Below are 19,694 nucleotides of genomic sequence, written 5' to 3'. Positions count from 1 at the left end.
TTTTTATCTCCCTATGGCCCGGGCAGTGTCATCCCCCGAGATCAACATATGAGAATTTCGATAGAACACATGAGAATATTGCATGGGAATAACGAAGAAAATCGCAGATAATAATCATGCAAGCGTTACATTTCCATTCCAAACATAAAACAAAACGGAGGTCTTTAAGCGATGAACAAAAAAGTGGTATCCATGGTAGTCGCAGCTGCTCTGGCGGCAACGGTTGCAGGTTGCGGCTCTTCGGGCAAAACCGGGGCGAACACAGGCGCTGCGCCGGCGGCCGGCTCAACTTCAGGCGGAGCGGCGGCAGCTCAGCCGACGATCGGCGTCGCGATCTACAAATTTGACGATACGTTCATGACCGGCGTTCGGAACGCCATTTCCGCAGCAGCCGAAGGCAAAGCGAAGGTCGACATCGTAGACAGCCAAAACTCGCAGCCGACGCAAAACGATAAAGTCGACCTGTTCATCACGAAAAAAGTAAACGGTCTGGCGATCAACGCCGTTGACCGTACGGCAGCGGGCGTCATTATCGACAAAGCGAAGGGCGCGAACATTCCGGTCGTCTTCTTCAACCGCGAGCCGCTGGCCGACGATATGAAGAAATGGGATAAAGTCTATTATGTCGGCGCGAAAGCGGAGCAGTCCGGTACGATGTCCGGCCAATTGGTCGTAGACTACTTCAAATCCCATCCGGAAGCGGATAAAAACAAAGACGGCGCGCTTCAATACGTCATGCTGAAAGGCGAGCCGGGTCACCAGGACGCCGAGCTGCGCACGAAGTTCTCCGTGAAAGCGGTCGAAGACGCCGGCATCAAGGTCGAGAAGCTCGCGGAAGACACGGCGATGTGGGATCGTGTAAAAGGTCAGGAGAAAATGGCCGCGTTCCTCGCGTCCCATGGCGATAAAATTGAAGCGGTCTTCGCGAACAACGACGACATGGCGCTCGGCGCGATCGAAGCATTGAAGGCGAAAGGGTACTTCAAAGACAACAAATACATTCCGGTTGTCGGCGTAGACGCGACGGCTCCTGCGCTGAAAGCGCTTGAAGACGGCACGATGCTCGGAACCGTATTGAACGACGCGAAAAACCAGGGTAAAGCGACGCTCAATCTGGCGCAAGTGTTAGCTTCCGGCCAAACGCCATCCAAAGACAACATCGGTTATGAGCTCACAGACGGCAAATACGTATGGGTTCCTTATAAAAAAATTACAAAAGAAAACATGAACGACGCGAAATAAGACAGCGTAGAAATCGGGGCAGGGGCAAGGGAGAATGCATGCTTAAGCCCTTGCCCTTTTCCATGTTATTTCCCTCATAAGCCTCTGAATGTCAGAGGGCGAGGCGTTTCAGGCGCAAGGAGGCGTTAATCAATGACGGAAACCCGTTATTTGCTTGAGATGAATCAAATTACGAAAGAATTTCCCGGCGTGAAGGCGCTGGACGGGGTCACCCTCAAGGTGCGCCCGGGTACGGTTCACGCGCTGATGGGGGAGAACGGCGCGGGTAAATCGACGCTGATGAAATGTTTATTCGGCATCTATAAGCCGGACGGCGGCGACATCATCCTGGAAGGCCGTCAAGTGAGCATTAACCATTCGAAGGATGCGCTGAGTATGGGAGTCTCCATGATTCATCAAGAGCTGCATCCCGTTCCGTTCCGCAATGTGATGGAAAACATCTGGCTCGGCCGGTTTCCGGTGAAAGGCTTCGGGCCGTTCAAAATAGTCGATCATAAGAAAATGTATGAAGATACCGTCAAGCTTTTTCAAGACCTGGACATGGATATCGATCCGTACACGATCGTTCGCGAGCTGTCCGTGTCGAAAATCCAATCGCTCGAAATCGCCAAGGCCGTTTCCTTCCGATCCAAAGTCATTGTCATGGATGAGCCGACATCTTCCCTGACCGGCAACGAGGTCGAGCAATTATTTAAGATCATTCATCAATTGCGCAGTCGCGGCGTCTCCATTATTTATATCTCTCACAAAATGGAGGAGATTTTGCGGATTTCCGACGATGTCACGATCATGCGCGACGGCAGGCTGATCGGCACTTGGGAGGCCAAAGAGCTGACGACCGACCTGATCATTCAGCGAATGGTCGGACGCGATCTCAGTCAACGCTTCCCGGAACGGCATAATACGCCGGGCGACGTGCTGATGAAGGTAGACGGGCTGACGAGCCCGCACCCCAAATCGTTCCGCGACGTATCGTTCGAGCTGCGCAAAGGCGAGGTGCTCGGTGTCGGCGGATTGGTGGGCGCCCAGCGGACGGAGCTGATCGAAGCGTTGTTCGGTCTGCGCACGGTCGCTTCGGGCGAGATCCACATCCACGGGAAGAAAGTGAAGATCAAGACGCCGATCGACGCGAAGAAGCACAAGATCGCGCTGCTCACGGAAGAACGCCGGGTGACCGGGATTTTTCCTGTGCTGAACATTAAAGAGAACACGATCATCGCCAACCTGGACCGCTATTTGAATCCGTTGAAGCTGATCAATGATCATAAAGCCCGGATCGATACGGATCAAAATATCGGGAAGCTGCGGGTCAAAACCCCGAATTACAAGACGCTGATCAAAAATTTATCGGGCGGCAATCAGCAAAAGGTGCTGCTTGCACGTTGGCTGCTTACCGAACCTGAAATTTTGATGCTGGACGAACCGACTCGCGGCATCGACGTCGGTGCGAAGTTCGAAATTTACTCGATCATTGCCGATCTGGCCAAGCAGGGCAAAAGTATCATCATGATTTCTTCGGAGATGCCCGAACTGCTCGGGATGTCGGACCGGATCATGGTCATGTCTGACGGACGTCTGTCCGGCATTATAGACGGTGCTAAAGCGACCGAAGAAGAAATCATGCGCCTGGCTGCCAAGCACCTGGGTTAACGGAGGGAATAGGAACATGGATACAAAAAAACTAACCGGGTTCGTCACCCAAAACGCCATTTACATCGTGTTGATCCTGCTGGTGGTCGGGATTGCCTTTAAAGATCCGCGCTTTTTGTCCGTCGATATTCTCCGGGATATTTTGCTGCAAAACTCGACGCGGGCCATTATCGCTCTAGGGGCCGCCTTCATCCTGATTACGGGCGGCACCGACTTGTCCTCCGGACGCGTCGTCGGTTTATCGGCGGTGTTGTCGGCCTCGATGCTGCAGATCAGCGATTACCCGAGACGCTTCTTCCCCGACCTGCCTGAGCTGTGGGTAGGGCTTCCGATTGTGTTCGGCATTCTCGCAGGCTTGATCGTCGGGCTTATCAACGGCTGGGTGGTGGCGAAGCTCAATGTGCCGCCGTTCATTGCCACCTTAGGCACGATGGTCATCGTATACGGCGTCAACTCGATTTACTTCGATATGAAACCGAACGAATCGCAGCCGATTGCAGGGTTGCGCAAAGATTTTACGGACATCGGATCCGGGTTTGTCGGGCCTAACGGGCCGTACTCCATTCCTTACATTGTCATTATCGCGGTCATCGTGTCGCTTATCGTGTGGGTTATTTTCAATAAAACACGGCTGGGCAAAAACATGTACGCCATCGGCGGCAACGTGCAGGCGGCGACCGTATCCGGGATTAACGTTGCACGCAACCTGATCTACATCTACGCGATCGCAGGTGCGCTGTACGGCCTCGGCGGGGTTCTCGAAGCGGCGCGAACCGGCGGCGCGACGAACAACTACGGGAACATGTATGAGCTTGACGCCATTGCGGCATGCGTTGTCGGAGGCGTATCGACGGCTGGCGGGATCGGTACGGTGCCGGGCGTGCTGGCCGGCGTGCTGATCTTCGGGGTCATCAACTACGGCTTGACCTTCGTCGGAGTGAGTCCTTACTGGCAATTGATTATTAAAGGCTTAATCATCGTCGCGGCGGTCGCTTTCGACATCCGCAAATACTTGGCTAAGAAATAATGATGGACAGAGGCTGCCAGCGAGAAACTGGCAGCTTTTTTAACAATAGCGGTTGGCGGTGAGGGTGTGCCGGCATATCCGACATGACCGTAAAGGGGGCGCTGTCAGCATGACATTGAGACAAAAAGTGGTTGGTGTTTTTATCGTCATTTCGTTGCTCGTTACTTTGAACAGCTTGTTTTCATTCTTATTCTTAAAGCAGATGCAAGGCTCCTACAAGTCCTTGATCGACAGGGGACTAGCCGTTCTTGAGCAGGTCGGGGGCATCCGCGAACAGACGGAACGGCAAAACTCGCTGCTGTTCGGCCTGTTGGTCGATCCGTCGAAGGAGAAAGAACAGGTTCTTGCAACCGTGAATGCGAAGTTGTCGGAATCGATCGCGCAGCTCGAGCAGCTGTCGGAAACCGATGAAGAGCGGAGCGAGGTGCGGAAGCTGGCCGAAGCGAACGCCACGTTCGCCCGTTTGACGCAGAAAATTACGGATTACCTCAACCGGGGTGAGCCGGGGCTTGCGAGTCGATCCCGTTGTCGGAAACGTTGACCCAATCCTCGACACGCATTCAACAGATCGAGCAGCAGCTGATGACGGGGAAGCAAGCGGCGAACGAGCAGTTGGTTGCGAAGACGATCCGCTCGCTGATGGGGGTAAGCGCCGCTGCGTTGGCGTTCGCTATAGCGGCCGGATTTCTGCTCTCGCGCTTTATCGTCAAGCCGCTTCGCGCTATGGCGCAGGCGGCCGCAGCTATCGCGTCCCGCGATTTGACGGTTTCCGATATCCAAGTGACAAGCCGCGACGAGATAGGCAAGCTGGCGTCGGCCTTTAATGGAATGAAAGCGGAGCTGCGGACCATGGTCATGGAGCTGACCGAGCATGCGGAAGAGGTGGCGGGCGCTGCTGAGCGGCTGAGCGGCAGCTCGGAGCAGGTCAGCCATTCGCTTGAGCGGATCACGGAGATCGTCGGGGATATCGCAACCGGCACGTCGGAGCAGATGCAATCCGTCAACGAAAGTGTCTCTTTGATGGAAACGATGTCGCGTTCCGTCGATCACATCGCCAGTGCGACAACAACGGCGGATGCCAAATCGTCGGCCGCCCTTACAACCGCGGCCGGGGGCAGACAAGCCATCGCCACCGTAAGCGGGCAAATGGACTCGATCCGCAGCACGATGACCGTCATGGCCGAAGGCGTCTCGCAGTTAGGCAGCCGGACGATGGAGATCATGAAGGTGAACGAAGCGATCGCCGCCATCGCGAAGCAAACGAACATGCTGGCGCTGAACGCATCGATCGAATCGGCGCGAGCCGGCGAAGCGGGCAAAGGCTTCGCGGTCGTCGCGGAAGAAGTGCGTAAGCTGGCCGTTCAGACGTCCGCCGCAGCCGGCAAGGTTGTGGAGATGATAGCAGGCATTTCGCAAGAGAAGGACCGGGTTATCGCCTCGACGCAAACGGGGTTGCGCGAGGTGGAAACCGGTATGGACGTCGTGCGGCACGCAGGCGACGCGTTTCACCGCATCCAGCAGTCCGTCGAAGAAGCGGCGCTCTGCATCGGCGAAGCGGGCGATCAGTCCGGGCACGTCGTGCGGCAATCGCACAGCGTCGTAGACAAGGTGCGGCAGGTACAGACGATTGCCGAAAGGGCCGTAGCCCATACGCAGGATGTCTCAGCGAGCGTAGAGGAGCAGTACGCCTCGATGGAGGAGGTGGTTTCATCGGCCGAGGTGCTGCATACGATGTCCGGCCGGTTGTCCGCCCTGATCGGCCAATTCCGGGTGTAATCTCGAGAGTCAGGCTGCAGGCGCAACCGGATGTCTCCAAGCAAGCGTCCTGTACAGCGCCCCGAGCCCGCGCTTGCAAGCACGGGCCTTGCAAACACGGGCTATACAGCACCGGGCCTAGCAGCAAGCGTTACTTTGCCTTGTTCACCGGGACGCCCTTGGCTGTGTACTCCTCCAGCGTCAGCCCTTGCTTCACGATATCCTTGGCGAGATCCACGCCGACATAACGCAAATGCCACGGCTCGTACTGGTAGCCGGTAATGGCTTCCTTGCCTTTCGGGTAGCGGATGATGAAGCCGTATTCGTGGGCATGCTCCGCCAGCCATTTGGCTTCTTGGGTCGCGCCGAAGCAGTCTTGGGCCGGACATTTGCCGTTGCTGCCGGCAACGTCGATGGCCAGCCCCGTTTCGTGCTCGCTGTGGCCGGGCTTGGCGCTGTACTTGTTCGCCTTTTCTTCCCCTTCCTGCTTCACGTAGTTGTTGTAGAGGGCCGTTTGCGTTTCGTGCGAACGGTAGGCGGATACACCGGCCAGCGGTAGTCCGGCATCCTTAGCGGCCTGGAACAGTTTCTCCAGGGCAGCGGCCGCTTCCTTGCGCATTTTGCGTTTCTCCAGCTTTTCCTTGAACGTAAAAGGCACGTTCGGATCGACCAGATCCTGCGGCTTGTAGTCTTCCGGCAGCTTGGAGGTTTTGTTGACGAGCACAGCGATCTCCGCAGGCTTAGCGACCACTTGAACGGCCTCGCCCTTGGAAGCGCCGGGTGCAGTCGAGCTGCCGCTTGCCCCTTTGGGGTCCGGCTTTGTGTTCGTACTGTCTGTCCCTGGCGCCGGTGCTGCCGGCTGAGCGGGCTTCGTCCCGGCGTCGCCGCCCGATGCTTGCGGATTCGTGCCGTTCGCGCCGGAATTCGGCGCTTCCGAAGCAGGGGGCGTTGTCGGAACGGCGGTTTGTCCCGCCGCGTTCTGGGAAGACGCATCGCCGCAGCCGGAAGCGATAACCAGCAGGCAGGCGAGTGCGCCCACCGTATACCAGGTGGGTCGAGCATTTCGCATGATGATAATTCCTTCTTTCGCAAGTGATGATATCTGTTAGACGGAACCGGTTCTCCAAAGGTTCCGGTCCTTGTGCCCGAATCCTTCTATTGTACCGCTCAGCGTCCGGCGATTCAACGGATCGATCCGCGTCTCTTGCCGAAGTTGCCGAGGTGGCGTACATTTAGACTAAAAAGGGTTGAAGAACATGACGACGAAAGAGAAGTCGGCGGAGCTGGAGCCCCGGATTTATACGGATAAGCTGGAGGCTTGGTTAAGGCCGTATGCCGATGAGGAAAAGGCGGGACCGATGCGGGCCTATATGCGGGATCAGTTCGCTTTTCTGGGCATTCGGTCGCCGGAGCTAAAGCAGCTGATGCGCGAATTTATCAAGGAGCATGGAATTCCCGTCGGGGACCGGCTGCAGGAAACATTGCGCATGCTGTGGCGTCTGCCGGAGCGGGAGTTCCAGTACGCGGCCCTGGTGCTGCTGGACAAGCGGGAGCGGACCTTGTCCGCGGAGCACCTCGCGCTGCTTGAAGAGCTGATTGTAACGAAGCCGTGGTGGGATACGGTCGATCTGTTGGCCGGCCATGCGGTAGGCGCCATCCTGAGCAGACGTCCCGATCTGATCGAGACCTATGCGGACAGGTGGATAAACTCCGATTCGATGTGGCTGCAGCGCACGGCGCTTCTGTTTCAGCTCCGGTACAAGTCCGGTACGGACGCGGAGTTGTTATTCCGGTTAATCCGGCAGTGCGCCGATTCGAAGGAGTTTTTCATCCGCAAGGCGATCGGCTGGGCGCTGCGCGAGTATTCCAAAACAGACGAGACTGCGGTGCGCCGCTTCGTGGCCGAGACGGCGCTCTCTCCGCTCAGCGCCCGGGAGGCGCTGAAGTACATGGACCGCAAACGCTGAATCGTACGGAACCGTTAATCGAGCCGAAACCCTTGTCCCTCCAAAAACGGCCGAATGTGCGCCCGCACCGGCTTCCGGTACTTGTCCGCAATGCCGCGCGACCAGTTCGTTAACGTCCGGCCTTGCGTACGTACTTTGTAATATTCGTGCATCGTGCGGTCGTAAGCCTCTATGCCGCTGCGGACGGCTTCGTCGCTATAGGCGTTCTCGTGCAGCAGGCCTGCAAGCGGCAGCCGGGGGCGAATCGTCGGCTCCTGATCGGGGACGCCGATGCACAGCCCGAAGATCGGATAGACCAGCTGCGGCAGCTCGAGCAGCCGGCTGACTTCATCGGGCGCGTTGCGGATGCCGCCGATGTAACAGACGCCGAGGCCGAGCGATTCGGCGGCTACGGCGGCATTTTGCGCGGCGAGCGCGGCGTCGACGGTGGCGACGATGAAGCTTTCGGCGTTCTGATGGAACGGTTCGCCGTGCTGCGCTGTGGCGATCTGCAGCCGGTTCAGGTCGGCGCAGAAGACCAGGAACATGCCGTTATGCGCCACGTACGTTTGATTGCCGGCGAGGCGGGCGAGCGTTTGTTTTTTATCCGGATCGGACACCGCGACGATGCTGTATGCTTGCACGTTGCTGGATGACGACGCCATCTGGGCCGAGGTCACGATCGCCTCGAGCTGTTCCTTTCGCAGTGGAATGTCTTTGAATTTGCGGATGGAACGGTGGCTTTGCAGCAGCTGAATGACGGCATTCATGGAACGTGTACCTCCAGGTTTATTTTGTCATATGCTTCCATATTATCGAAATCGTTATTCCGCCGTCAAACCGGCAGCTCGCGAGCCCGGGCACAGACGCGGCAGGGTGCCGTTTTTCCCGCAGGAGAAGGCGGGGGAGGCGGCGCTCCGGCGTGTTTTTTCATAGACAATGCGATATAATGGGACTCGTACCCAGCGTGCGATTGCGAAAGGAGACACTTACTTATGGCAGGCAGGAAAGAAGACGAACTGGACTTGACGCTGCTCGGCAACGAGAAAACGAAATACCCGATGGAGTATGCGCCGCAAATGCTCGAGTCCTTCGATAATAAACATCCTTACCGGGACTATTTTGTGAAGTTTAACTGTCCGGAGTTTACCAGTCTGTGCCCGATTACGGGCCAGCCGGATTTCGCGACGATCTATATCAGCTACATCCCCGATATTCGGATGGTTGAGAGCAAGTCGCTGAAGCTGTACTTGTTCAGCTTCCGCAACCATGGCGATTTCCACGAAGACTGCATGAACATCATCATGAACGATCTGATCAAGCTGATGGACCCGAAATACATCGAAGTATGGGGCAAATTTACGCCGCGCGGGGGCATTTCAATCGATCCGTACTGCAATTATGGCCGCCCCGGCACCAAATACGAGCAGATGGCCGAGCATCGGCTGCTGAACCACGACTTGTATCCGGAAAAAGTCGACAACCGCTAAAGGTTGGCGCTGCGAGAGGAGACGGCTGCGATGTTGAAGCTGGGCATATTGGATCAATCGCCGGTGTTCCCCGGCTATCAGGCGGGCGACGCGATTCGGCATACCGTCGAATTGGCGAAACAGACTGAGTGCTGGGGCTACTCGCGCTTCTGGGTGTCGGAGCATCACGACACGTCGCGACTGGCCGGCTCATCGCCGGAGGTGCTGCTCGCGGCGCTCGGCGCGCACACGTCGCGCATCCGCATCGGCTCGGCCGGCGTGCTGCTGCCGCACTACAGCCCGTTCAAGGTCGCGGAAAATTTCCGCGTCCTTGAAGCGCTGTATCCCGGCCGCGTCGATCTCGGCATCGGCCGGGCCCCCGGCGGGATGCCGATCGCTTCGCAGGCGCTGCGCTACGGGCGGCCGAAGGAGCGGGATGAGCTGTTCGGCGAGACGCTGCGCGACTTGGCCGGATTTTTAAGCGACCGGCTGGAGCCCGGCCACCGGTTCGAGGGCGTGCGCGCGGCTCCGCTGGTGGAGACGGCGCCCGACATTTGGCTGCTCGGCTCGAGCGGCTTCAGCGCGGAACGCGCGGCCGAGCTTGGGGCGGCGTTCTCGTTCGCCCATTTCATTAACGGCGACGGCGGCCATGAGGCGATGCGGCGTTATTTCGCCGATTACCGGCCGGGGCCGCTCGGCCGCGCTCCCCGCGCGAATGTATGCGTGATGGTCATCTGCGCCGATACCGAAGAGGAAGCGGAGCGGATCGCCGTGCCGCTCGATCTGTCGATCCTGCTGCGCGAGCAGGGCCAATTTCAGCGGCCGTTCCCGACCTACGAGGAGGCCGTCGCCTACCCGTACACGGAGTGGGACCGGATGCGCATCCAAGTGAACCGGAACCGGATGATCGTCGGCGATCCCAAGCAGGCGAAAGCGCGTATGCTTGCGTTCAGCGAGGAGTACGGGGTGAACGAGCTCATCGTCGTCACCGTCACGGCCGATCCGCAAGCCCGGCTGCGCTCCTACGAGCTGCTCGCGGAGGCGTTCGCGCTGCGCGGTTGAGCGCGCCGGGCACGGTGACGTCTAGCCGGGCGCAGCAGTGCGGCGCATGCCGCCGCTGCGAAACCCGGTGCATGCAGCTCGCATCGCTGGCTTTCGCCGGAATTGGCGGAACGCCGGTATCTGCATTTGGCTGGAATCAGGCAGCTAAATCGAAATAGCGGAACAGAGGTATCTTATTCGCCGCCAAAACGGGCCTTGAGCCCTGACTTTTGGAACAATAAGGTATCACCGTTCCGCTATTTTTGTTAAGTACGGCTCATTCCGTGGGAATAGCGAACGTTAGTTCCGCTATTGTACAGGGACGGATCGAGCCCCTGCCGGTTTATGGACGCGTTCGACCCGCAATTGAATTTGCTTATCCAGATGCTCCGGCTTGATGCTCGGGTTGCCCGCATTGATGCGCGGGATTTCCATGGGATTGGAGCTGCGCGTCGCCATCTCGCTGACGATCGTGAACGCGTACCGGAATCCGGCGTCCCGTATAAGCGACTTGGCCGTATCAGAGAAAATGCCGAACGGATAGGCATACGCCTTGGCTGCGTCCGGGCTGCCGTACAGCTCTTGCAGCCGCTGCGCGCATGCTTGGCTGTCCTGGCTTACCCTCTCGATATACTGCGCTTCGTTCTCCGGACCGCCGCCTGTTTCGAGCCGGCCGGTCAACGCTCCTTCACGTCCTGCTTTATAATGCAGCGCGTTAGAGTGACACTGTACGTCGAACATCCCGGCCCGGTAGCCGAGCAGCTCGCGGATATTTTCCCGGCTCAGCGCCGGAATCGAGGGGGCGTCGGGAGCAGCCAAATCCTGCGTGACGATAAAATTAACCGCGGGGATATCGAGTTCTTTTAGAATCGGAAACGCATAGTCATAGAAGCTTCTGTACCCGTCGTCGAACGTAACGAGCACCGCCTTCTCGGGCACGGGGGCCCCTTCGTAAAATCGGATGAATTCGGAGAGCGAGATGAAGGTGTAGCCTTGTTTTTTTAAATACGACAGCTGGTCGCGAAACAGAGCGCTGCTGACGGTGCTTGAGCTTTGGTCCGTGTCGTGTACGTGGTGGTACATCAGTACGGCGACTTGATCGCGGTACGTCTGCTTCGGATTCGTTCCCCACAGCTCAAGCAGGCTGATGAGTATTACAGCGACCAGAAGGCCGGTCAACAACTTTCGCGTCATGGTCTAATCTCCTTCAAGGCCCGGTAGGGTCTATATACAGTTATAGCGATTAGCCCGGGAAATTTCAAGCAAGCGTGAGCCCTGCGCCCGCTGAACGTATTTTTTTATGCATCGGCGCGTTGCTTCGGCAACTTTTTCCATGGTGAGGGCGTCAATAAAGTGGATTGATAAGCCTTCATAAGGAGAGGAAGATTCGCTTGAAACTGATCAAAAAAGCCAGCTCGATCGCCGTCGCCTCCGCACTCCTTCTTACCTATGCTCCGCTTGCCTGGGCGGACGAAGCGGCATCTCCGTCAAGCAGCGTCGGCGCACCGGCGAAAGGCAAGGAAGAGACGCTGCCAAGCAACGTGAACATTACGAAAGAACGGGCCATCGAATTGGCCAAATCGTACATCGACCTTCCCGAAGGGTATGCGCTGCAATCGGTTAACCTGAATGCTTACGCGGTGTTCCGGCAGAAACCGGTTCCGACTTGGAATCTGTACTACGCCAAGAGATCGAAAGATCACGATTACGGCAGCATCAACATCACGATCAACGGGTTAACCGGCAAACTGACAGGGTACTCTTTCTATAACAACGATCCGAATTACAAACCGAGCTACCCGCCGAAAGTGAACTTCCAAGGTGCGAAGGAAATCGCGTCCCAATGGATCGATAAGCTGAACCCGGCAGACCGGAAGGAGCTTCGTTACAACGACCGCCAAGAACAATCGTTCCGCCCGCCGTTGAACGGCGATTATCAGTACAATATCCGCTTCGATCGTCTCGTCGGGGACGTGCCTTTTCCGCAGGATGGCATTCAAGTGTCCGTGAACGGAGAAGGCCAGGTAACCGGTTACAGCTATTCGTGGACCGATGCCGTGAAGTTCGAGCAGGGCGTAACGCCGATTGGCTTGGAGAAGGCGGCTCAAGCGTTCCGCGACAAAGCGGATGTGAGCCTCTCGTATCAAGTGCCGTACGAATCCCGCGGTGAGAAGAAGCCGCTGATCTCGTATGGGATGAGTACGTTTTTCTTGGCTGCGGCGAAGGGCGAACCGTGGAACCCCAGCGATTTGCCGCTGATCTCCTCTGGAGAACGGAAACCGTTGACGGACCAGCCACTTGGGGATGCGCCGTCTGCAAGCCTCAATTTGTCCAAGGAAGAAGCGGCAGGGAAAGTCTTGAGCGTCTTCAAGCTGCCGCAGGATGCGAAGCTGGAGGATGCTTCTTATAATGAGTATACGAACCCGGAAACGGGCAAAACCGAAGCCAATTGGAACTTGCGCTGGAACCTGGCCCCGGACAAAGATACGCTGGGCAAGGGCGAGAATATGGTCTGGGCGAGCGTGAACAGCCATACCGGCGAAATCAAGAACTTTAACCGGAACCTGTACATGGAGTCGTCCAAACCGATCGAACCGAAAGTATCGGCGGAGGACGCTTCGTCCAAAGCGGTGGAGCTGGTGAAGCAGCAGCTGCCTGCTTATACCCATCAGCTCGTGCTGGATGCGGGCGTCTTGAAGCAAATTCCCGAAGAACGGCTGAAGAACATGCGTACTTGGGACGTGCGCTTTAACCGCGTCATTGACGGCGTCGCTGCCGGCGGAGAGGGTGTGAACATCAGCATCGACCGGGAAACGGGCGATATCGTCAACTACTACTTCTCTTTCAGCGAAAGGCCTTATCCGCAGCACAAGCCGGATGTGATCGCCCTCGATAAGGCAAAGGAGCTGCTGTTCTCGCAATACGATATCGAACTGTCGTACGTGCTTGATCAAGGGATTACTCCTTATCTGTCGAGCGGCCTGGCGGATAAATACAAGCTGATGGTAGCCTCCGGCGAGATTTCGCCGGGTACGCAGCCAGGCTCGGGTACGGACATAGCGCCGGAAGCAAAGCTGGTGTACGGCCTGGTGCCGAAGTATACAAGGGAGCCGTTCTTCCTGGATGCGCAAACCGGCCAATGGCGCAGCGCTACGACGGGCGAGCCGATTACGCTGGAGAAAGCGGTCGCTACGGATATCGAGGGCCACTGGGCGCAGCGAGAGCTTCAATTGATGCTCGACTATCAAGCGCTCGACGTCAAAGACGGCAAAGTGAACCCGCAGCAGGCGATGACCCGCGGGGAAATGATCAAAATGCTCGTCATTGCCATGAACGGCGGCAATTACGGCATTTATTACGCGAGCGACCGGACGGCCTCCTTCGCCGATGTGAAGAACGGCTCGACCTACTTCGCGTACGTCGAGAATGCCGTAGACCGCGGACTCCTCGACCCGGGAGCCGAGTTCAACCCCAACGCGATCATGACGCGGGAAGAAATGGCGCAGCTGATCGTTCGCGCGCTCGGCTACAAAAACTTGGCCGAATACGAGGCGGTATTTAACGCCAATATCGCGGATGCAGCCAAGCTGAAGCATATCGGTCAAGTCGCCATCGTCGTCGGCTTGAACATCATGTCGCTGACGGACGGCAGCTTTAGTCCGGACGAACAAGTCACGCGGGCGGCAGCGGCAACGGCATTTTTCCGTTACTTGCAGAAGCGGGCGGAGCTGCAGCAGCCCCCGCGCTATTACTACTAAAAAATGACCAAAAGCACTGCCTCCGGGCAGTGCTTTATTCGTAGAAGCTGGAGCGAAGTACAGTGTAGCGGGCTTAAGCTATTCGGCGAACCGGTCGGCCACGGAGCTTGCGCCAAAAGACAACGGTTTAATGCGCGCCTCATAGCCGACCGATGTGACCCAACCGCAAATTTCTTGAATCAGCGCTTTCGTCTCGCCCTGCTGTCCGATATCGATATGGATTTCGAGCGGCCATTGCGACAGCAATTGGTCCATGCCTTTGCGGTTCAGGACGTCGACGAGCTCCAGGCTTAGCTCGGTCTCCTTGTAGATGCGTGTGCGGAGGTCGTTTAAGGGACGGCTGTTTTTCCGGCTGTAAAAGAAACGGGCCCCTCTGCCGATTCGGTGAATGATCACAGCGGTAATGAGCGTCGTATACTTGCGGGTCGTGTGCGAATCGGTACCGATGACGATTTTATACTGCGCATCGGGGTCGGCCTGCACGAAGGCATGCAGATCCAAGATCATGTCTTCCAGCGTGACGGAACCTTTGGTAGGGCTAACGAACATAAGCGGCTCAACTCCCTCCAAATTTGAAATGGACCTCTCTCTATATTTTACGCCAAATGAAGCAAAATAGTTTAAAGTTCCGCGGCTTCAGCCGCCTAATTATCGTTCAATCCGCATGAAACAAGAATAGGCGGGTCAACCTGGGACAGAGATTTCTAAAAATTCTGAAAAATAGATGCAAGTGCAGCGCTTTCATCATATAATAGAAGTAATCTGCCGGCATTGGCCGCAGCAAAAGGAGGCATGGAGTCATGGAAGGAAGATTGTCCGTCGGGTTGATGTTCGGAGTGATGCTCAGCGTTCCCCTTTGGCTGTCCATGATCGGATGGATGCGGTTGGTTGAATCGGCTGTCGGGTATTTGTCCCGGCTGCACGTGCTTTAATTTTACTATCGCTTTACTTGTTAACGCTTACAATATAATTTCCGGTGAAGATTACATGCGGCTGCGGATATGGAAGGACTGTGTTTCGGGAAGGCTTGGTGCCTGCTCGAAATGACAGTCCTTCTTTTTGTTTTATCCCTCTCCTAAACCTGTCAGGTTCCCTCGTGTTCCTTTTTGCGCGGCATGCTTGTACAATAAAACTTATCGGATAACCTAGCGTATGGCTTGTCAAAAGGAGGCTGACCCATGCCAGGGACTACGAATAAACGACGCACGCCCGGGAAGGAAATGCGCGTGTTGTCCATAACGCTGGCAGGGTTGCTGCTGCTGTTCGCCCTGCCGTGGCACACTGCCCATGCCGGAATAGTAGAACGGATTAAAGATATATACGGGATGCCCGAGCAAGTCGGGCAGCTCCAGGAGCAGTATGAAGAGACGAAACGGCAGCTCGAGCAAAGCCGGGAACAAATGGAGGAGACGGTGGCCCGATCTGAGGAAGCCGCCCGGCAATTCCGGGAGGCGGAAGCGAGGCTGCTGGAGGAGAACCGTGAGCTCCGCAGCCGCAACGATCGGCTCGAGCAGCTGCTCGAGCAAATGGAGGCCGCAAGACGGGCCCAATCGGTCCGAAATCGGCAAATTGCCGCTACCGCGCTGACTGCTGCCGGATTGGCGCTGCTTTATTTCATCATCACCCGGGTCATCCGCTTTACTTTATGGCGGCGGGGACGGGGCGGCGCGCAAGGGGGATCCGAATGAACATTCACGTGGACGGAACGGGGACGGAAGGACAAGCGGCGACGGTGGAGCTGTTCCACGGGGATACCGCGCATGTGCTGCACCCTTCCCGGATCATCGCTTATCAAGGCTCTCCGCAGGGGCGAGAGGACCGGATTTTAAATTTGTCCGGCATGTACCGCAAGAAAAAATGGGTCGAATCGCGCATCGCCGGACCCGCCCGGTTCGTGCTCGGTGTGCCGATGGGATTTCGTTTAAAGCCGTTGGAGCTGCCCGAGCAGAGCGACCTGCTGTTCGATATCCGCCATGTGCTGTTATATAGCGGCGGGATGAAGCTCGAAAGCCGCTTTCAGAAGGTCAAGCAAGCGCTTGTTACGCAGGACTGGGCGCGGATGAAATTTTCCGGGGGCGGACTGCTCGGGCTGCTGTCGGCCGGACCGCTCTGCGATTTGACGCTCGACCCGCACCGGCCCGTATATGTCGATGTCGGCTGCCTCGTCGCGTTCCCGGAGAAGGCGGCGATGCGGCTGCGTGTGTACGGCAATCCGCTCGCCAGCCAGCGGATGAATTATCAGTGGGAGATGACCGGGTACGGGAAGGTGCTGCTTCAGCCGACGCCGCGGGATAAAGCGTTCGCCGCCGGGATGCGGCAGGATTCGCTGCTTCGCCGTGTATTAAGAGAGGCGTTGCCCTTCGGCGGCATCTTCATTAAATGACATTTTATGTATATGTTAACAACTTTTATAGGTTTACGTGGGAAAAGAAGGAATTTATAATCATACGTTAGAATTACTATATAGAGAGGACTTTATGTCATACAGCCTACTTAATTGAGGTGAAGTATGGAATACCTGCACGGAACTTACAGTTTACCTCTTGTGCTGCTCTCTGTATCGATTGCTTTCTTTTCTTCTTATTGTGCGCTGTATGTAAACGAACGCTTACTCACGATGAAAGGCAGATCCAGGGCGGTTGGGATGGGGCTCGGTGCGGTGGCCGCGGGGCTCGGCATCTGGTCGATGCATTTCGTCGGCATGCTGGCGTACCGTCTGCCCGTTGAAGTTCACTATGATACGACGTACTTGATCTTGTCGATGCTGCTGCCGGTCGCGGGGGTGTGGGCGGCGCTGTGGTTCATGACGCGAAGCGCCATTTCCGGTTTGCAATCGCTGGCCGGCGGGCTGTTTACGGGGCTGGCTATCGCCGGGATGCACTATACGGGCATGGCGGCGCTTCGGCTGCCCGCGGTGCTGTCTTACGAACCGTACCTGGTTGCGTTGTCCTTCCTCCTTGCGTTTGCGCTGTCGTTCGCCGCAATTCGGCTTTCGCTCCTGCATCGGCGAAAGCGCAGCCCATCCTCGCCTTGGAGGAAAGCCGGGGCAGCCGTCGTGTTCGGAACGGCGATCGTGGGCGTGCATAACCTCGGTATGCTGGCAGCTCAATTCAAAGCGCAGGGCCAAGTCGATGTCGTTCATCGCGCCGTTCGTATTGATGAGATGCTGCTCGCCTCATGGCTCGGCGCCGCCGCGCTGCTGATCGTCGGGATCGTTGCCGTCAGCCAGCATATGGACGGGCGCTTCGCGCTCCGGGTTGCCCACTTGAACAAGCAAAGATACGATTCGATCTTCGAGCACAATCCCGACATGGTCTGTATGTTCGACCTGAACGGTCGGCTGCTGCGTACGAATCCGGCGGCGGAGCGGGTCACGGGTTACGAATCCGGCGCCTACCTGGGCAGGCCGTTCACCCAATTTTTAAGCCGCCGCGACAGCCTTAAGATTCGTTCCTGCTTCGCAAGAGCGCTGCAGGGAACGCCGCAAACCGTCGAATGTACAATCCGCCATCGTTCCGGGCAAGAGATTATTCTGAGCACGACGATTGTGCCGATGATTGCGGACGGGAAGATCGCTGACATTTATACGATTTCCAAAGACATTACCGAGCAGAAACGTACGGAGAAGCAGCTGCTGCAAGCCAAGCTGGAGGCGGAACGGGTGGCGCGGATCAAGAGCGAGTTTTTGGCCGTCATGAGCCACGAGATTCGCAACCCGCTCAACGGCGTGATCGGCATGAGCGAACTGCTGCAGGAAACGGCGCTCTCCGCTGAGCAGCGGGAATATGTGAAGATCATCGCCAAGAGCGGCATGGGGCTGCTCACCGTCATCCAGAACATTCTCGATTTCACCAAGATGGAATCCGGCAAAATGACATTGAATCAAGACCCCTTTAGCCTGCAGGTTACGCTAGAGGAGACGCTGCAGCTGTTCCTGCGGCAATGCCAGCAGCAGGAGCTGGATGTACGTTGGCAGCTGGATCAGGCGCTCCCCGCTTTGGTGGTCGGCGATGAAGGGCGGCTGAAGCAGGTGCTGCTCAACCTGATCGGCAATGCCGTTAAATTTACCGAAAAAGGCGGGATCGACATTCACATTCGCCAAAAAAAACGCGAGGGGGATCGGTTACAGCTTGAATTCACGGTTCGGGATACCGGCATCGGAATCGCCGAAACGAATTTGCCGCATTTGTTCCAGCCCTTCTATCAGACGGAAAATACGGCGAGGAAGCATGGGGGGACCGGGCTTGGCCTGGCGATATCAAGGCGGCTCGTCGAATTGATGGGCGGGACCATCGCCGTGGAGTCGAAGATAGGCGAAGGGACGAAGGTCATATTCACCATCCAGGCGCGCGTTTATGAAGATCGGACTGCAGTTGTCCCCTTATAAAGCCAGGCGCTTTCGCTCGCGGCTTGCAAGCTTCGGATTTCGATCCGGAGCTTGTTTCCGGTTGCAAGGAAATATCCGAATTTCCTGAAAACGTAAGAAACCTTTTTGCCGTGGCCGTCGTATTATAGTTGGTTGGGCACATTATAGCTAGTAAGGTTTGGAGGATGAAACAGATGGCTGCCAAAGCGGCGGGGATGGACGGGTTGTTTCGCAACCGGTTCGTGCAGGTGATTTTGTTGTCCGGTTTGCTGTTGCAGATCGGGATTTGGGTACGGAACTTCGCTATTCTTTTGTTTGTGGTCGATCAAACGAACGGGGATTCGTTGGCCGTTTCTTTAATTTCGGTGGCGGAGTTTGCGCCTATTTTTATTTTCTCCTTCATCGGCGGGACATTTGCGGATCGCTGGAAGCCGAAGCGGACGATGATTTGGTGCGATATCTTAAGCGCGCTTTCGATCTTCGTCGTTCTGTTGACGATGTCGGTTGGCTCGTGGAAAGCGGTTTTCTTCGCCACGCTCGTCTCCGCGATTCTGTCGCAGTTTTCTCAGCCCTCCGGTATGCGTCTGTTTAAGCTGCATGTCCCGGAGGACAAAATTCAAGCGGGGATGTCGCTGTATCAGACGATGTTTGCGCTTTTTATGATTTTGGGGCCGATTCTCGGCACATTCGTTTATCAGGAGTACGGCATTCGAGTGGCGATCGGCATTATGGGCATTGCGTTCCTGCTTTCTGCGGCGGTTTTGTTATTTCTGCCGAAAGATCCGGAGACGGAGCTTGACAGCGGCCTGAAGACGTCGCTGTGGGATGAGATGGGTGCGGGCTTTCGTTACGTGCTGTCCCGTAAGCTGCTCACGACGCTCGGCGCCTGTTTTGTGACGGCTGGTCTGGCGCTCGGCCTGATTCAGCCGCTCGGCGTATTTCTTATCACCGAGCAGCTCGGCTTGGATAAAGAGAACCTGAAGTGGCTGATGACGGCCAACGGGGTAGCGATGATTGTCGGCGGAGCCATCGCCATGGGCATGTCGAAGAAAATGTCGCCCCAATGGATGCTCGCGGTCGGTATGGCCGTCAGCGCGATAAGCCTGGCGATTACCGGCTTCTCCACGATGTTCTGGTTGACCCTTGCCGCCCAGTTTCTCGGAGGACTGGTGCTGCCGGCGATTCAGATCGGAATTAATACGGTCATTCTGCAAAATACCGATTCGGCTTTCGTCGGTCGGGTGAACGGCATTCTCAGCCCGATGTTCATGGGCGCTATGGTCGTGACGATGAGCATGTCCGGCGTCCTGAAAGAGGTTTTCTCGCTGATCGCTATGTACGAAGCGGCGGCCGTCTTGTTTGCGGCCGGCATTCTGGTGCTGACGCCGATTCTGAAGCAGCCTGCTTCAGCGGCTGTAGGGCAGAAGGTGTAGCCTGAGC

At 56.7% G+C, this 19,694-nt stretch carries 18 protein-coding genes; 14 read left to right on the top strand and 4 right to left on the bottom strand.

Annotation, left to right across the window (positions count from 1 at the left end; translation table 11 throughout):
• Nucleotides 1–171 precede the first annotated feature (171 nt).
• From JMF85_RS26725 to JMF85_RS26705, 5 genes are all read left to right on the top strand, one after another.
• Nucleotides 172–1,242: a galactose ABC transporter substrate-binding protein gene (locus JMF85_RS26725; protein WP_201319292.1), complete on the top strand. Its 1,071-nt coding sequence runs from the start codon at nucleotides 172–174 to the stop codon at nucleotides 1,240–1,242.
• A gap of 132 nt (nucleotides 1,243–1,374) precedes the next feature.
• Nucleotides 1,375–2,892, top strand: coding sequence for a sugar ABC transporter ATP-binding protein (locus JMF85_RS26720; protein ID WP_155614468.1), 1,518 nt, complete (start codon nucleotides 1,375–1,377; stop codon nucleotides 2,890–2,892).
• A 16-nt stretch (nucleotides 2,893–2,908) separates the two neighbouring features.
• Nucleotides 2,909–3,919, top strand: coding sequence for a galactose/methyl galactoside ABC transporter permease MglC (mglC, locus tag JMF85_RS26715; RefSeq protein ID WP_127607912.1), 1,011 nt, complete (start codon nucleotides 2,909–2,911; stop codon nucleotides 3,917–3,919).
• A gap of 109 nt (nucleotides 3,920–4,028) precedes the next feature.
• On the top strand, nucleotides 4,029–4,460 hold the full coding sequence (locus JMF85_RS26710) for an MCP four helix bundle domain-containing protein (RefSeq protein ID WP_201319291.1): 432 nt from the start codon (nucleotides 4,029–4,031) through the stop codon (nucleotides 4,458–4,460).
• Nucleotides 4,445–5,695 carry a methyl-accepting chemotaxis protein gene (locus JMF85_RS26705; RefSeq protein ID WP_201319290.1) on the top strand — a complete coding sequence of 417 codons (1,251 nt, stop codon included), beginning with the start codon at nucleotides 4,445–4,447 and terminating at the stop codon, nucleotides 5,693–5,695. Before JMF85_RS26710 ends, JMF85_RS26705 begins: the two co-directional genes overlap by 16 nt.
• Nucleotides 5,696–5,825: 130 nt before the next feature.
• Here the strand turns inward: JMF85_RS26705 and JMF85_RS26700 are convergent, their stop codons facing one another.
• The gene (locus JMF85_RS26700) at nucleotides 5,826–6,743 is read right to left on the bottom strand and encodes a M15 family metallopeptidase (RefSeq protein WP_155614470.1); all 918 of its coding nucleotides are present in this window, start codon (nucleotides 6,741–6,743) and stop codon (nucleotides 5,826–5,828) included.
• Nucleotides 6,744–6,930: 187 nt separating this feature from the next.
• Here JMF85_RS26700 and JMF85_RS26695 point away from each other — a divergent pair, with 187 nt between their 5' ends.
• The gene (locus JMF85_RS26695) at nucleotides 6,931–7,641 is read left to right on the top strand and encodes a DNA alkylation repair protein (protein ID WP_201319289.1); all 711 of its coding nucleotides are present in this window, start codon (nucleotides 6,931–6,933) and stop codon (nucleotides 7,639–7,641) included.
• A 14-nt stretch (nucleotides 7,642–7,655) separates the two neighbouring features.
• Here JMF85_RS26695 and nfsA read toward each other — a convergent pair whose 3' ends face one another.
• A complete protein-coding gene (gene nfsA / locus JMF85_RS26690; RefSeq protein ID WP_127607916.1) occupies nucleotides 7,656–8,390 on the bottom strand; it encodes an oxygen-insensitive NADPH nitroreductase in 735 nt (244 codons plus the stop codon).
• Nucleotides 8,391–8,615: 225 nt separating this feature from the next.
• Here nfsA and queF point away from each other — a divergent pair, with 225 nt between their 5' ends.
• Both queF and JMF85_RS26680 read left to right on the top strand, forming a co-directional pair.
• On the top strand, nucleotides 8,616–9,110 hold the full coding sequence (gene queF, locus JMF85_RS26685) for a preQ(1) synthase (RefSeq protein WP_054799830.1): 495 nt from the start codon (nucleotides 8,616–8,618) through the stop codon (nucleotides 9,108–9,110).
• A gap of 30 nt (nucleotides 9,111–9,140) precedes the next feature.
• Nucleotides 9,141–10,151 carry an LLM class flavin-dependent oxidoreductase gene (locus JMF85_RS26680; RefSeq protein ID WP_201319288.1) on the top strand — a complete coding sequence of 337 codons (1,011 nt, stop codon included), beginning with the start codon at nucleotides 9,141–9,143 and terminating at the stop codon, nucleotides 10,149–10,151.
• Nucleotides 10,152–10,439: 288 nt separating this feature from the next.
• Here the strand turns inward: JMF85_RS26680 and JMF85_RS26675 are convergent, their stop codons facing one another.
• On the bottom strand, nucleotides 10,440–11,324 hold the full coding sequence (locus tag JMF85_RS26675) for a polysaccharide deacetylase family protein (RefSeq protein ID WP_127607918.1): 885 nt from the start codon (nucleotides 11,322–11,324) through the stop codon (nucleotides 10,440–10,442).
• A 197-nt stretch (nucleotides 11,325–11,521) separates the two neighbouring features.
• On the opposite strand from JMF85_RS26675, the gene JMF85_RS26670 reads away from it, so the two are divergent.
• Entirely contained in the window at nucleotides 11,522–13,888 is a 2,367-nt protein-coding gene (locus JMF85_RS26670; protein ID WP_201319287.1) for an S-layer homology domain-containing protein, read from the top strand.
• Nucleotides 13,889–13,966: 78 nt separating this feature from the next.
• On the opposite strand, the gene JMF85_RS26665 is transcribed toward JMF85_RS26670, so the two are convergent.
• Nucleotides 13,967–14,437 carry a ribonuclease H-like YkuK family protein gene (locus JMF85_RS26665; protein WP_127607920.1) on the bottom strand — a complete coding sequence of 157 codons (471 nt, stop codon included), beginning with the start codon at nucleotides 14,435–14,437 and terminating at the stop codon, nucleotides 13,967–13,969.
• A 251-nt stretch (nucleotides 14,438–14,688) separates the two neighbouring features.
• Between JMF85_RS26665 and JMF85_RS28505 the strand changes: the two genes are divergently transcribed.
• The 5 genes from JMF85_RS28505 to JMF85_RS26645 all read left to right on the top strand — a co-directional run bounded on the left by JMF85_RS28505 (nucleotide 14,689) and on the right by JMF85_RS26645 (nucleotide 19,687).
• Nucleotides 14,689–14,820, top strand: coding sequence for a hypothetical protein (locus JMF85_RS28505; RefSeq protein WP_258313439.1), 132 nt, complete (start codon nucleotides 14,689–14,691; stop codon nucleotides 14,818–14,820).
• A gap of 246 nt (nucleotides 14,821–15,066) precedes the next feature.
• Entirely contained in the window at nucleotides 15,067–15,576 is a 510-nt protein-coding gene (locus tag JMF85_RS26660; RefSeq protein WP_141335253.1) for a hypothetical protein, read from the top strand.
• Complete coding sequence (locus JMF85_RS26655) at nucleotides 15,573–16,271, top strand: AIM24 family protein (protein WP_127607922.1); 699 nt, start codon at nucleotides 15,573–15,575, stop codon at nucleotides 16,269–16,271. The genes JMF85_RS26660 and JMF85_RS26655 overlap by 4 nt, the downstream gene beginning before the upstream one ends.
• Nucleotides 16,272–16,397: 126 nt before the next feature.
• A complete protein-coding gene (locus tag JMF85_RS26650; protein ID WP_201319286.1) occupies nucleotides 16,398–18,275 on the top strand; it encodes an MHYT domain-containing protein in 1,878 nt (625 codons plus the stop codon).
• Between the two features lie 173 nt (nucleotides 18,276–18,448).
• Entirely contained in the window at nucleotides 18,449–19,687 is a 1,239-nt protein-coding gene (locus JMF85_RS26645; protein WP_054798055.1) for an MFS transporter, read from the top strand.
• The last annotated feature ends 7 nt before the right edge of the window (nucleotides 19,688–19,694 follow it).

This window comes from Paenibacillus sp. EPM92 (assembly GCF_016586185.1).
Classification (GTDB): domain Bacteria; phylum Bacillota; class Bacilli; order Paenibacillales; family NBRC-103111; genus Paenibacillus_G; species Paenibacillus_G validus.
This window is presented reverse-complemented; position numbering and strand designations above follow the sequence as displayed.

Excerpts from the sequence above, each read along its gene's own strand:
- queF (WP_054799830.1), top strand. The coding sequence starts at position 8,616 with ATGGCAGGCAGGAAAGAAGACGAACTGGACTTGACGCTGCTCGGCAAC.
- mglC (WP_127607912.1), top strand. The coding sequence starts at position 2,909 with ATGGATACAAAAAAACTAACCGGGTTCGTCACCCAAAACGCCATTTAC.
- JMF85_RS26660 (WP_141335253.1), top strand. The coding sequence starts at position 15,067 with ATGCCAGGGACTACGAATAAACGACGCACGCCCGGGAAGGAAATGCGC.
- JMF85_RS26675 (WP_127607918.1), bottom strand. The coding sequence starts at position 11,324 with ATGACGCGAAAGTTGTTGACCGGCCTTCTGGTCGCTGTAATACTCATC.
- JMF85_RS26720 (WP_155614468.1), top strand. The coding sequence starts at position 1,375 with ATGACGGAAACCCGTTATTTGCTTGAGATGAATCAAATTACGAAAGAA.
- JMF85_RS26650 (WP_201319286.1), top strand. The coding sequence starts at position 16,398 with ATGGAATACCTGCACGGAACTTACAGTTTACCTCTTGTGCTGCTCTCT.
- JMF85_RS26645 (WP_054798055.1), top strand. The coding sequence starts at position 18,449 with ATGGCTGCCAAAGCGGCGGGGATGGACGGGTTGTTTCGCAACCGGTTC.
- JMF85_RS26680 (WP_201319288.1), top strand. The coding sequence starts at position 9,141 with ATGTTGAAGCTGGGCATATTGGATCAATCGCCGGTGTTCCCCGGCTAT.
- JMF85_RS26725 (WP_201319292.1), top strand. The coding sequence starts at position 172 with ATGAACAAAAAAGTGGTATCCATGGTAGTCGCAGCTGCTCTGGCGGCA.
- JMF85_RS26655 (WP_127607922.1), top strand. The coding sequence starts at position 15,573 with ATGAACATTCACGTGGACGGAACGGGGACGGAAGGACAAGCGGCGACG.
- JMF85_RS26710 (WP_201319291.1), top strand. The coding sequence starts at position 4,029 with ATGACATTGAGACAAAAAGTGGTTGGTGTTTTTATCGTCATTTCGTTG.
- JMF85_RS28505 (WP_258313439.1), top strand. The coding sequence starts at position 14,689 with ATGGAAGGAAGATTGTCCGTCGGGTTGATGTTCGGAGTGATGCTCAGC.
- JMF85_RS26695 (WP_201319289.1), top strand. The coding sequence starts at position 6,931 with ATGACGACGAAAGAGAAGTCGGCGGAGCTGGAGCCCCGGATTTATACG.
- nfsA (WP_127607916.1), bottom strand. The coding sequence starts at position 8,390 with ATGAATGCCGTCATTCAGCTGCTGCAAAGCCACCGTTCCATCCGCAAA.
- JMF85_RS26700 (WP_155614470.1), bottom strand. The coding sequence starts at position 6,743 with ATGCGAAATGCTCGACCCACCTGGTATACGGTGGGCGCACTCGCCTGC.
- JMF85_RS26665 (WP_127607920.1), bottom strand. The coding sequence starts at position 14,437 with ATGTTCGTTAGCCCTACCAAAGGTTCCGTCACGCTGGAAGACATGATC.